11 protein-coding genes are annotated in these 11,770 nt (G+C 72.0%); 1 reads left to right on the top strand and 10 read right to left on the bottom strand.

Translation table 11 applies throughout. The features are described 5' to 3' along the window. Positions 1-27: 27 nt before the first annotated feature. From GCU69_RS06185 to GCU69_RS06160, 6 genes are all read right to left on the bottom strand, one after another. Positions 28-999 carry a DUF6879 family protein gene (locus tag GCU69_RS06185; protein ID WP_098751509.1) on the bottom strand — a complete coding sequence of 324 codons (972 nt, stop codon included), beginning with the start codon at positions 997-999 and terminating at the stop codon, positions 28-30. 40 nt (positions 1,000-1,039) lie between these two features. Continuing rightward, the gene (locus GCU69_RS06180) at positions 1,040-2,011 is read right to left on the bottom strand and encodes an SCO2521 family protein (RefSeq protein WP_156205344.1); all 972 of its coding nucleotides are present in this window, start codon (positions 2,009-2,011) and stop codon (positions 1,040-1,042) included. A 1-nt stretch (position 2,012) separates the two neighbouring features. Beyond that, positions 2,013-2,969 carry an SCO2522 family protein gene (locus GCU69_RS06175; protein WP_098751511.1) on the bottom strand — a complete coding sequence of 319 codons (957 nt, stop codon included), beginning with the start codon at positions 2,967-2,969 and terminating at the stop codon, positions 2,013-2,015. Continuing rightward, positions 2,966-3,883, bottom strand: a complete 918-nt coding sequence (locus tag GCU69_RS06170) for an SCO2523 family variant P-loop protein (RefSeq protein ID WP_098751512.1) — start codon at positions 3,881-3,883, stop codon at positions 2,966-2,968. Before GCU69_RS06170 ends, GCU69_RS06175 begins: the two co-directional genes overlap by 4 nt. Positions 3,884-3,886: 3 nt before the next feature. After that, positions 3,887-5,731: an SCO2524 family protein gene (locus GCU69_RS06165; RefSeq protein WP_098751513.1), complete on the bottom strand. Its 1,845-nt coding sequence runs from the start codon at positions 5,729-5,731 to the stop codon at positions 3,887-3,889. Positions 5,732-5,808: 77 nt separating this feature from the next. Next, positions 5,809-6,591, bottom strand: coding sequence for an SCO2525 family SAM-dependent methyltransferase (locus GCU69_RS06160; protein ID WP_156205343.1), 783 nt, complete (start codon positions 6,589-6,591; stop codon positions 5,809-5,811). A 367-nt stretch (positions 6,592-6,958) separates the two neighbouring features. On the opposite strand from GCU69_RS06160, the gene GCU69_RS06155 reads away from it, so the two are divergent. Further along, on the top strand, positions 6,959-7,432 hold the full coding sequence (locus GCU69_RS06155; RefSeq protein WP_235978272.1) for a GNAT family N-acetyltransferase: 474 nt from the start codon (positions 6,959-6,961) through the stop codon (positions 7,430-7,432). A 162-nt stretch (positions 7,433-7,594) separates the two neighbouring features. On the opposite strand, the gene GCU69_RS06150 is transcribed toward GCU69_RS06155, so the two are convergent. From GCU69_RS06150 to GCU69_RS06135, 4 genes are all read right to left on the bottom strand, one after another. Beyond that, complete coding sequence (locus tag GCU69_RS06150) at positions 7,595-8,605, bottom strand: 2-hydroxyacid dehydrogenase (RefSeq protein WP_156205341.1); 1,011 nt, start codon at positions 8,603-8,605, stop codon at positions 7,595-7,597. A 349-nt stretch (positions 8,606-8,954) separates the two neighbouring features. Then, on the bottom strand, positions 8,955-9,983 hold the full coding sequence (locus GCU69_RS06145) for a 6-phosphofructokinase (RefSeq protein WP_098751517.1): 1,029 nt from the start codon (positions 9,981-9,983) through the stop codon (positions 8,955-8,957). A gap of 636 nt (positions 9,984-10,619) precedes the next feature. Next, positions 10,620-11,264, bottom strand: a complete 645-nt coding sequence (locus GCU69_RS06140; protein WP_235978273.1) for a response regulator — start codon at positions 11,262-11,264, stop codon at positions 10,620-10,622. A gap of 104 nt (positions 11,265-11,368) precedes the next feature. After that, the coding region (locus GCU69_RS06135; protein WP_170315786.1) for a sensor histidine kinase at positions 11,369-11,770 on the bottom strand (402 nt) is incomplete at its 5' end.

The raw sequence follows: 11,770 nt of genomic DNA, 5'->3' as shown, positions 1-11,770 counted from the left end.
GTGTCCGGGACCGGGACCGGCCCGAGGTCAGTCGCCCGGCTCCGGCTCCGCGTCCCCCGCGTCCCACAGCTCCTCGAACCGCTTGATGCGCCGGGCCACCCGGTCCTCGCGCAGATCCATCGTGGTCTTGGCGTTCATGCCCCGCAGATCGGGCTCGACCTCGTAGGACAGCGACTGGTCGAAGAGGATGAAGTCGTTCGTGATGTCGATCCCCGCGATCGGCGGAAGCTGCGAGAGCGCCAGGACCCGGACCTGGATGCCCAGGCTCTGCTGGTGCTCGACCAGCTGGCCCAGGTCGTCGTCGATCTCCTCCGGGGTGTCGACGATGAACAGCCGCCGGATCCGCACCCCGCGGCTGCGGATGGCGTCCCGCTGGGCCCGCAGATAGCGCTGTCCCAGCTCGGTCGGCCAGAAGTCGTGGTCCACCGAGGTGCTGGTGGCGTCGATGGTGTCGGTGGCGCACTGGGTGAGCGAGACGATCCAGTCGTGGTCCTCGCCGTCGTAGTCGGCGTGCTTCTGGTGGAGGTTCGCCATCAGGGTGGCGAGCCGGTTGACCTCCGACTGGGCGAAGGCCTTCATGATCTCCGGGCCCTCGGAGCCGACGACCGTGGCACTGCGGACCAGCCGGGTCACACCGTCGGAGCGCAGCGCCGAGCCCTCGACGAGACCGAACAGCTCGGTGGCGTGGTTGATCTTGGCGAAGCCCTCGGCGACCAGGTCCTTCATCTCCGAGTTGTGCACGCTCAGGCTGCTCTCCACGCCGCCGAGCCGCCGCTCGAAGTCGACCATGAACTGGATGATCATGGCGGCGCCGCCGACGAAGATCGAGGCGGTCAGCTTCCACACCTCGGGCTGGTCGGTGGCGTTGGTCATGACATAGGTGAAGCCGCCGATCACCGCGGTGATCAGGGTTTTCAGCAGAAACGGCGGTACGCCGGCCGGCTGTGCCGCCGGGGCCCCGGCCGATCCCCGTGTCTGCGTCGGTGCGTGACTGTCCATGGTGTCCCCCGGTCGGGTTCGGCGTGCGCACGCATCCCCGTCATCGTGCCGTCAGGGCTTCGCGCGGCAACGGAATGGCCTGCAGAGCCAGCTGGTCCCTGATGCGCTGGACCAGCGTCTGCCATTGCCGGGTGAATCCGGGCTCCCGCTCGAGCACCTCCCACAGCGGGCTCAGTGCCCCGGCCACCCGGGCTCTCGGCATCCACAAGTGCAGCAGGTGGTCCACGGCCGGGCGCAGCGCCGTCACCACGGCGTACCCGTCCGCGGACCCCGGGCGGCTGCGCTCGACCATCCGGACGAGGGTCGTGAGCAGCCAGTCGTGCAGTGCGAGGTCCTCGCAGAGGCCCGCGACGGCGGCCGGAGCGATCTCCTCCGGCACCCGCAGTTCCACGGTCCGCAGTCCGTCCGCGGCGAGGGTGAAGCGCCGGATCGACGGGGCCTGGCCGTCCCGGGTCCGTAACGCCACCCAGCGCAGCCGGGTGCGCCGGGACTTGAACGGCGGCCGCTGGTCGAGCAGTTGATGCCGCAGCACAGCGGTGAGCAGACGCTCGGAGACGGCTCCCAGGTCCAGCTCGCCGGCCTGCCGGGTGCCCGCCAGGATGCCGTCGGCGACGGCGCGGACGGGCAGCCCGCCGAACGGCTCCAGCACCCCGGGCCGTACCAGGTAGTGGCCCCAGGGCTGCCGCTGCTCGGGACCGGCTCCGGCCGCCCGGAAGTACGCGGTGGCCTGGAGCACCCGGCCCTCGGTGAGCACGGCGCGCGCGGCGACGGTGCCGATGGCGCGCACCCTTGCCCCGGAGCCCGTGGGCAGCCGGCAGTCGACGCCGGTGAGCACGTCGGGCGATACGGCGTGCAGATTGGGGCGTTCGGACAGGCGTACCCGTTCGTCCTCCCGCAGCCGCAGCAGTTCCTCGGCGGCCGACGCGGTCAGCGACAGCGAGGTCTGGAGCAGGCAGGTCCGGACCTCGCCGCAGACCGGCTCGGCCGTGCCGGTGTCCCCCGTGGCCGTCATGTCAGGGACCCGCGTAGAAGACGTAGGAAGCGCGGTCGGCGATGGCGTCCGGGACGGGCACGCCTTCCCGGGCGGAGCGCTCGGCGACCTGCCGGAGGGCGTCCGGGTCCGTCTGGATCTGGCTCAGCACGACGCGGACGGCGTGCTCCACGGGCAGGAACCGGGAGGGCAGCACGGAGCAGGTGCGGTACGCCGCGAAGGGCGCGGCCGACGGGGAGAGCTGGATCAGCGGCGGCAGGGCGTCCCAGTCGTGCGGGAAGCCGCCGTCCGGCCAGGGCCGCGGGCGCAGCACCGGTTCGCCCCGGTACCGGAGCAGGCCCAGCCGGGCCAGCTGCCAGACGGCGGCGAGGAAGGGGCAGGACCAGGTGCGCCGCCCGTCCCGGTCGTCCCACAGTTCGACGTCGGCGAAGACGGAGTGCCGGCGGGCGGCGGTCTCGTTGGGCGGGCTCCAGGTGGTGAGTCCGGCCATCGCCTCGGCGCCCGCCGAGCCCGGGGTGCGCTCGCCGTTGGCCAGCCAGCCGGTCTCGCTGACGGGCGGGCGGGAGCCGTCGCTGCCGGGCGGCGGCAGTTCGACGAGCCGGGCCTCCACCGCGGCGGCGATCTGCACGCCGTCGGCGACGGCGCAGCCCGACTCGCGGGCGAGGTAGTCGACGGTCAGCCCGCAGCGGTCGGCCTCGGCCAGCAGCAGCGGCACGAGTTCGGCGGGCGAGGAGAAGCGGGTGAAGTAGTCGTCGATCAGGAAGCAGGTGCTGATCCGCGGCCGCTTGCCGTTGCCGGCCGCGGACGCCCGCACGGCGTCCACCCAGGGCCGTACCAGCGCGAAGTGCTCGCGCAGCCGGCCGGCACCCGCCTCGAAGTCCTCCATGTAGAGATGGCCCAGTTCGAGCGAGACATGGGCGAGCGGGACCGACTGGGTGCGGGGCTCCGCCGCCGTCTCGCGGAACACGGCGTCCGTCACGTGGCCCCCCAGCTCTCGTGGTCGGTGAGCTTCGCCGCCAGTTCCTCCAGCGCCTGCCGGGTCTCCATGTTGGCGACCTTGCTCGCCAGCACGTCCTCGTCGGTGATGAGCTGCTCGCGCCACTGCAGTACGGGCTCCAGCGGCACCGACCCCAGCACCATGCTGAATCCGGCCTCGAGATCGGCGGCGAGTTCGTCCAGATCCTGGTCGCACTTGCGCATCCAGGCGGACTGGGGCGGCGGGACCTGGGACCACAGCGGCGACTCGGGGTCGGGCACCGCGGCACGGACGAAGCGGATGGCGCCGCGCAGGCGTTCCGCGTCGTGCCCGCGGTCCACGCCGCCGGCGACGATGCCCCGGTCGCCGAACACCAGTCCGGCGGCGGCGATCACATGCTGCCGGGTCCAGCGGTGGTAGACCAGCCAGCGCGCCTCGACGCCCCGCATCGCGGGCCGCGACGTGGCTTCCAGGGCCATGTCCACGGCGTAGCTGCGGCCGGCGCTCAGGTCGACGACGACGAGGTCGAACTCGGCGTTCAGCCGGAGGAGGAGGTCCACGCAGCGGCGCAGGGCGTCCCGGCCCACGGCGAACTCGCCGCCGCTGCGGTCGCCCGGGAGCAGGACCAGATTGCCGGAGCCGGTGGGTCGGTGGCGCAGCACCTCGTGCTCCGTCTCGGCCCAGACGTCGATCCGCTCCGGTTCGCTGACCTTGCCCTGGAGGTAGGTGTGCAGACCGCCCGCCTCGATGCCGCGCAGCGCTCCGGGCACGTCGAACACGGCGGCCGCGGTGGGCGAGCCGAAGTCGAAGTCCAGATAGCAGACGTCGTCTCCGGCGAGCGCACGGCGGTAGGCCAGGTTCGCGCTGGTGACGGAGCGGCCGGTGCCTCCTTTGTCGGAGGCGGCGAAGACGAGCACCGTTCACGCTCCCCGGGAGGCGGTCCGCCTGGCCAGCGCCAGGGTGTCGAGCTGGCCGAGCACTTCTATGGTGAGCGCGCAGGCCGTGCCCGGCTGTTCGTCGAGGATCTGCCGGGCCCTGGCGAGTTTGACCTCGACGCTCTTGAGGGCGATGCCGCGGGACCCGTCGGCGACCGAGGTGGGTTCCAGCTGTTCGTTGCCGAGCAGGTGGGTGGCCTCGCTGAGCAGGTCGCCGGCGAGGCCCGCGAGGTTCGCGGAGCGGATCGGCGGCTGGGTGTAGAGCTGGCGCGCGGCGACCATGCACTCGGTGACGCGCTCGGTGATGCTCCAGGACAGCGGCCAGTCGCGGTCCGGGGAGTCGGGATAGACGGCGTGGACGTTGTCCCAGAGCCCGGCTCCCTCGCCGCGCCGGACGCGGCGCTGCCACACATGGTCGAAGATCCGCTCGGCCAGCCGCAGCAGCCGGTCGTGGGAGGAGATGGTGCGGGACAGGGTGCACAGCTGGATGGTGCGTTTGAGCAGGTGGGCCGAGAAGTCCGGCATGGTCCACTGCATCGGCGGGCCGAGCGTCTCGCTGCCCTGCAACGGGAGTTTCACGCCCGGGTTGTGCAGTCGCATGGCCGGGTCCTGGACGGTCATCCGGCTGGTGATGCGGCCGCGTTCGGCGAGGCGTTCCATCACGCCGACGGTGCGGGTGAGGTCGTCGTCCGTGGCGCGGCGGCGCACCAGGTCGTGGACGAGGATGGCGGCGACGGAGAGCGAGAAGTACTCCGATTCCAGCCGCTGGCCGGTCGTACGCCAGGGAATGTCCTCCAGGGGCCAGCTGCCGTCGCCGAACCGGGCGATCGCCGACCAGTACTGCTGGGTGATCTCCCACCGGAGGCGTAACGCCTCGGCCAGCCGCTGCTGCTCGGGGTTGAGCAGCCCGAGCGTCAGGGTGCGCTCGGAGAAGAGGTCCTGGATGCCGTCGAGGGCAACGACGGTGAAGTAGAGATACGGGACGGACTTGGCGACGCCGTCGGGCTGCGGGCCGACCGGCTCGCTGGTCTCCACCGGCGGCGCGTCCCGCACCAGGCTCCAGGCCCAGCCGCACTCGAAGAGCTGGCTGTCGTCGCTGAGCGCGTCGGCGACGTCGACACCGAGGAAGATGCTGTCCCGGATGGTGGCGCGCAGGGACTTGAAGCGGCGCGCGAACTGCTGGACGACGATCCGGTCGGACACCTGGCCCTGGCCGATGAGCCGGCACAGCGTCCGGCCCTGCGGCGCCTCGGAATCGAAAACGTTGACGGTGAAGGAACGGAGCAAACTCACCATGGCCGCCGTCAGCCGGGCCTCGGTGGCGGACTTGAGTTCCTCCGCGAGCGCCTGGACCTCGGCTCGGCGCGGCTTGGTGAGATACACCTTGAGAAAGCCGAGCGTCGCCAGGGACAGCGTGATCGACATGGAGTAGGAGTCGACGACTCCCAACTGCCGCTGCTCCGCGGTGAGTTCGGCTTTCGGGTCCGGTGTGTCGAAGTAGTGGCCACCCGCGAAACTGGGCCGTTTGTCCTCCGCGGTGTGGGTCCGCATGTATTCGGCGAGGATCTTGAGGATCTTCCCCGGGACCTCCAGCCGGCCCCCGGCGTGCTTGAGCGCGTCCTGCACGTCCCGGTCCGTGGTGTCCGGATCGTCCAGCCGGAACGCCGGGAACTCGGTGGCCGGGTACATCAGGCACAGCAGGCGCTCGGCGTCCGCCACGCTGCTGATGCCACCCCCCGATTTGTCCCAGAGCCATTCCCCGTCTTCGAACGAGTGGCGGGCCATGGCCCGCCAGATGTCCAGCAATTGCTGGCGCGGCTTGATCTGCATCCCCCATACCCCTCACCGAAGCCCGCCCCCGTACCGTGAACCGGGGGCGAGCCGGAACCGATTGTTCAGATCTGCGTTCAGTCGGAATTACGCCGTCCGCAGGCCACCAGCATTCCCTTGTAGCCCACCCGCAGCGGGTCACCCGGAATTCCGATGGAATGGATCTGGACTTCCCCCTCCGCAAAAGGAGTCAGCGTGTCCCGCACCTGCGCGCCGGTGACGCTGCACGCCGGGAAGAATTCGTCGCCCACCGCGTAACCCTCGGAGCCCTCCATGAACGCGGCGGCGAACGGAGCGCCCGGAAGGAGGCATTCGGCGAAACGGCGGACGCCCTCCTGGAACTCCTCGTGGGCGGTGGTCATCGACTCGGCGACGAAGAACATGGTCCCGATCCCCCAGCGCGCCTCGGGCAGGCTGAAGAGATTGCCCTGCTTCACCCGCGCCGCGAGCCGCAGCGCCGCCCGGGGGTTCTCCGTGCCGGCGTAGGGCCGGGCCTCGCGGAGCACGTCCCAGAAGGCGTCCCAGTTGGGCTCGTAGCCGGTCACCTGACGCTCCAGCCAGGCCGCGTTCGTCGCGGCGTACTCGAAGAGGGTGATCTCCGAGCACCAGGGGAGGAGGGTGAGGGCCGGGTAGAGATTGGCACCCGAACCGACGTCGATCCCCGGGACCGGATCCCCCGGGTGCCGGCGGAAATGATCCGTGAAGTAATCACGGACGATGCGGATGATCTGCTCGTCGTCCGGGCGCAGGTCGCGGTAGTTGTGCGCGACATATGCCTCGGAGTCGAACGCGTTCCAGTCGGCGTCGTCGTTCAGCTCCTGGGCTTTCACGACGCCGGGCGCGGGTGGTCTCAGAACCATCTCCCAATCGTAAGCGAAAAAGGGCGCGCGCCACCGCGTGTGACGGAAAGAAATCGGAGGCGCACAGGGGGCGCGCCGATGCGTGGCGGCCGCTCGGCCCGTTCCGTTCTTGACCGCCAGGTCAGCGGCATGAATCCTGGTTTGACCGTTGCCGCCGACACCCGGCGCACCCCGCTCCACCGGCTCGTCCGCACCCCGAACGAGTGATCAGACATCGTCCCCTACCCCTTCATCAGGACGTGGTATGCCCTCTCTGCCCCACGGAGACAGCTCCCCTTTGTCACCGTTGTCGCCCCTGTCACCGTCGCGGCCGCTGCCGCCGCCGTTACCCCGCGGCCCGTCGCCGGCGGCGCCCGCCCTCTCGGCGGTGTCCCTGGCCCCGCAGGAGCGACCACCGCTGGTGCGGCCGGTGACCGGTGAGGAGCTTCCCCGGCTGTCCGGGCTCGACGAGCAGATCTTCGCCGAATACGCCTACCCGTACTTCGTCCTGCGCCAGCTCTACGACGTCTACGCGGATCACCTGCTGGTCCTGGACGACGGCGAGGCCCTGCGCGGATACGTCCTGATGGGCATCCGGCCGGACCGGAGCCTCGCCTGGATCCTGGGCCTCGGCATCGAACGGCGGGCTCGCGGCCGCGGGTTCGGCCGGCAGCTGATGGCGGAGGCGCTGCGGAGACTGCGCGCGGACGGTGTCGGCGAGGTCCGGCTGACCGTGGAACCGGCCAACGCCGCCGCCGTCGCGCTCTACGAGTCGCTGGGCTTCTCCGGCCTGGAACACAGCGAGGACTACTTCGGGCCCGGTGACGGGCGGCTCGTCATGGCACTGGCGCTCTACGGCTGACCGGACGTCGCGGGCCGGAACCGGCCGTCGCGGCGCCGGTGCGGCAGGCCGCCGGCACGGGCCTTCGCCCGGCACGGCGTCGCGGTGCGGGACGTCGTCCGGTACGGCCGGTCGCCGGCCCGGGAAGTCACCCCGAACGGGCCGTTCACCGGTGCGGACGGTTCACCCGGTGCGGCGGAAGGCCGGGACGAGGAAGTTCTCACCGGAGCGGCCCGCCAGATAGTCCTCCACGTTGCGCACGGTGGCCTCGACGATCTGTGACACCGCTTCCCGCGTGTAGTACGCCTGGTGGGACGTGACCAGGACGTTGCCGAAGGTCATCAGCCGGGCGAGGGTGTCGTCGGCGACCACGTCGAGCGACTTGTCGAGGTAGAACAGCCCGGCCTCGGCCTCGTACACGTCCAGTCCGACGCCGGTGAAGCGGCCCGCCTTCAGCTCACCGACCAGCGCCTCGGTGTCGATCAGCCCGCCGCGGCTCGTGTTGACCAGCACGGCGTCGTCCTTCATCGCGGCCAGGCCGTCCCGGTCCAGCAGGTGCTCGGTCTGCGGCAGCAGCGGGACGTGCAGGCTGACCAGGTCGGCCTCGGCGAGCAGCCCGGGAAGGTCCTCGCGGTACTCCATGCCCAGGTCCCGGCAGGCCGGGTTCTCCGCGATGTCCCAGCCGAGCAGGCGCATCCCGAAGCCGTGCGCGATCCGGGTGAAGGCCTCACCGATCTTGCCGGTGCCGAGCACGCCGGCGGTGCGGCCGCGCAGGTCCCGGCCCATCAGCCCGTCCAGCCGGAAGTCGAAGTCACGGGTGCGGGTGGCGGCCCGGACGACGCGCCGGTTCACCGCCATGGCCAGCGTCCAGGCGAACTCCGCGACGGCGTACGGGGAGTAGTACGAGACCCGGGCGACGGTCAGGCCGAGTTCCTCGGCCACGGCCAGGTCGATGTTGTTGAAGCCCGTGGCCCGCTGGGCGATCATCCGGGTGCCGCCCGCCGCGAGCACGCGCAGGGTCTCGGCGCCCAGCTCGGCGTTGACGCTGACACTGACGATCTCGTGACCGGCAGCGATGGGCGCGGTGTCCCGGTTCATGAACACGTCCAGACAGCGGACCGGGCGCAGCCCGTCGAAGGCCGTTTCGAGCACGGGTCGTTCATCGGTCTGGACGCCGAAGGCGAGGATCTCCACGAGCGCTTCCTTGTCGGACGGGTCGTCGGGCGGGCCGGGCGGGCCTGGCCGGTCGGGCGGGTCGGACGGTTCGGGCAGGTCGGACGGTTCTGGCAGGTCGGGGCAGACCGCCGGGCGGACGAGGCGAAAGAGGCGGGTGCGACGGATGCGGCGGGTGAGGCGGCCGGTCGGGCACGGGCTGCCGGGGCGGGACCGGCGCGCGGCACCGGCGTCCGGTGCCGACGTCCGGTGCCTGTGGACCTCCGGCCGCCGCCCCCTCGCGGACGCGGGAGCACTCCCGGGGCCGGCCCGGCGTGCGAGCGGGGTTCGCCCCGGGCCGGCCCGGCGCGGGCCGGCCCGGGGCGCGGTCTCAGCCGAAGAAGACGTCCGCCTCCGCGTACAGCTTCGGGTCGACGGTCTTCAGCTTCGCCGTGGCGTCGGCGATCGGCACCCGCACGATGTCGGTGCCCTGGAGCGCCACCATCTTGCCGAAGTCGCCGTCCCGCACCGCCTCGATGGCGTGCAGCCCGAAGCGGGTCGCGAGCCAGCGGTCGAAGGCGCTGGGCGTGCCTCCGCGCTGGACGTGCCCCAGCACGGTGGTACGGGCCTCCTGGCCGGTGCGGTCCTCGATCTGCTTGGCCAGCCACTCGCCGACACCGGACAGCCGGACATGCCCGAAGGAGTCCTGCGAGCCGTCCTTGAGCACCATGTCGCCGTCCTTCGGCATGGCGCCCTCGGCGATGACGACGATCGGGGCGTACCGGATCTTGAAACGGGACTCGACCCAGGAGCACACCTGGGCGAGGTCGAAGCGCTGCTCCGGAATGAGGATGGCGTTGGCGCCGCCCGCGAGCCCGGAGTGCAGCGCGATCCAGCCCGCGTGACGGCCCATCACCTCCACGACCAGCACCCGCATGTGCGACTCGGCGGTGGTGTGGAGGCGGTCGATGGCCTCGGTGGCGATGTTGACCGCCGTGTCGAAGCCGAAGGTGTAGTCGGTCGCGGACAGATCGTTGTCGATGGTCTTGGGCACGCCGACGCAGGCGATGCCGTACTCGTCGGCGAGCCGCGCGGCGACGCCGAGGGTGTCCTCGCCCCCGATGGTGATGAGCGCGTCCACCTCCAGCTTGCTCAGGTTCTCCTTGATCCGGCGGATGCCGTTCTCGGCCTTGAGCGGATTGGTCCGCGAGGAGCCGAGAATGGTCCCGCCGCGGGGCAGGATGCCGCGCACCGCGGGGATGTCGAGTTGGACGGTGTCGGCCTCCAGAGGGCCGCGCCAGCCGTCCCGGAAACCGATGAAGTCGTAGCCGTAGTCCTGGACGCCCTTCCGGACGACGCCCCGGATGACCGCGTTAAGCCCGGGACAGTCACCGCCACCGGTGAGTACTCCGATCCGCATGGGATCTTCCCTTCGTCATGGTGCTCCTTGGTGATACGACCACCGCCGAGGCTAATGGTGATCCACATCACAGGGGATGGGAGCAACCGGGCTATTCCGGTGTTTCGAAGGGGAGATGACCGCCACTTCACCCGTACGGCAGACATCCGGCAGGCGCGCGGCAGGCGTCCGGCAGGCACGGGCCAGACGTTCGGCAGGCACGCGGCAGGCGTCCGGCAGGCGCGCGGCAGGCGTCCGGCAGGCACGCGCCAGACATTCGGCAGGCACTGCGGCACACACGGGCGCGACGGCGCGGCCGGGCGAGGGCCGGGCTGGGCCGGGCCCCGGCGGGACGGCGAACGGGACCCCGCGCGGGAACCCGGGCAGGGCCGCGCGCGGAGCACGCTCGGCGCACGGAACCGCGCGCGGAGCACGCGGACAGCGCCGCACCGGGGGCCGGGGACGGTGCCGCACCGGTCGGTCGGCGCCCGGGTGCCGAACGGGGAACCGCTGCGGCGCCGTCCACCGCCGTGCCGGTCCGCCCGGTCCCCGGCGCGCCCGCGGACGGCCGCGCCGGGCGGCGGAACACCGGACGGCGACACCGCACCGGACGGCGGACGCCCCGGTCGCGGCCGCCCCCGGACGGCGGACAACCCGTCAGGCGTCGTCCAGGCCCCGCTCGATGGCGTACCGGACGAGCTCCACCCGGTTGTGCAACTGGAGCTTGCCCAGGGTGTTCTGGACGTGGTTCTGCACCGTGCGGTGGGAGATCACCAGCCGCTCCGCGATCTGCTTGTACGACAGCCCCTTCGCGACCAGCCGCAGCACCTCCGTCTCCCGGTCCGTCAGCTGCGGCGCGCCCGTCTCGTCCGGCGCGGCGGACGACGGCTCGGAGGCCAGCCTGCGGTACTCGCCGAGCACCAGCCCGGCCAGCCCCGGGGTGAACACCGGTTCCCCGGCGGCCGTGCGGCGCACCGCGTCCAACAGCTCCTGCGAACCCGCCGACTTCAGCAGATAGCCGGTGGCTCCGGACTTGACGGCCTCCAGGACGTCGGCGTGCTCCCCGCTCGCCGACAGCACCAGCACCCGCACGTCGGGCAGGGCGTGCACGACCTGCTTGCAGACCTGCACGCCCGGCAGCCCGGGCAGGTTGAGGTCCAGCACCAGCACGTCCGGGGCGGCGGCCTTGGCCCGGCGCACGGCCTGCGGCCCGTCCCCGGCGGTCGCCACCACCCGGTACCCGGCCGCGTCCAGGTCCCGTGCGACCGCGTCCCGCCACATCGGGTGGTCGTCGACGACCATCACCCGGACCGGCGCGGCGGCCGCGGGCTCACCGGCCCCGGCTGTCCCGGCGGTCTCACCCGCCCCGCCTGTCCCGCCCGTCCGGGCGGATCCGCTGGACTCGCTCATGACTTCCTCCCACTCCCCCGCGGTACCCGCAGCTCGACTTCCGTGCCCTGGCCGGGCACCGACAGCAGTTCGGCGCTGCCGCCCAGTTCCCGCAGCCGCCCCCGGATCGACAGCGCCACACCGAGCCGTCCCTCCCGCTCGGCGTCGGCCAGCCGCCCCTCGGGGATGCCCGGACCGTCGTCCCGCACGGTGACGATCACCTCGTCCGGTTCGTCCTCCACCAGAATCCACGCCTGCGCGTTCTCGCCCGCGTGCCGCCGGACGTTGTCCAGGGCGGCCCCGGCGGCCGCGGCCAGTTCGGCGGCGGCGCGGGCGGGCAGCCGTACCGGCGCGCCCGGCTCGGCGAAGGACACCCGGGAACCGGCGTACGGGGCGAGCAGGCTGCGCAGATCGCAGGG

The organism is Streptomyces lycii, assembly GCF_009735685.1.
Lineage (GTDB): Bacteria > Actinomycetota > Actinomycetes > Streptomycetales > Streptomycetaceae > Streptomyces > Streptomyces lycii.
The sequence above is the reverse complement of the archived record's forward strand: the minus strand, read 5'-3'. Positions and strand labels throughout refer to the sequence as shown.

Excerpts from the sequence above, each read along its gene's own strand:
- GCU69_RS06180 (WP_156205344.1), bottom strand. The coding sequence starts at position 2,011 with ATGACGGCCACGGGGGACACCGGCACGGCCGAGCCGGTCTGCGGCGAG.
- GCU69_RS06185 (WP_098751509.1), bottom strand. The coding sequence starts at position 999 with ATGGACAGTCACGCACCGACGCAGACACGGGGATCGGCCGGGGCCCCG.
- GCU69_RS06165 (WP_098751513.1), bottom strand. The coding sequence starts at position 5,731 with ATGCAGATCAAGCCGCGCCAGCAATTGCTGGACATCTGGCGGGCCATG.
- GCU69_RS06145 (WP_098751517.1), bottom strand. The coding sequence starts at position 9,983 with ATGCGGATCGGAGTACTCACCGGTGGCGGTGACTGTCCCGGGCTTAAC.
- GCU69_RS06160 (WP_156205343.1), bottom strand. The coding sequence starts at position 6,591 with ATGGTTCTGAGACCACCCGCGCCCGGCGTCGTGAAAGCCCAGGAGCTG.
- GCU69_RS06140 (WP_235978273.1), bottom strand. The coding sequence starts at position 11,264 with ATGGTCGTCGACGACCACCCGATGTGGCGGGACGCGGTCGCACGGGAC.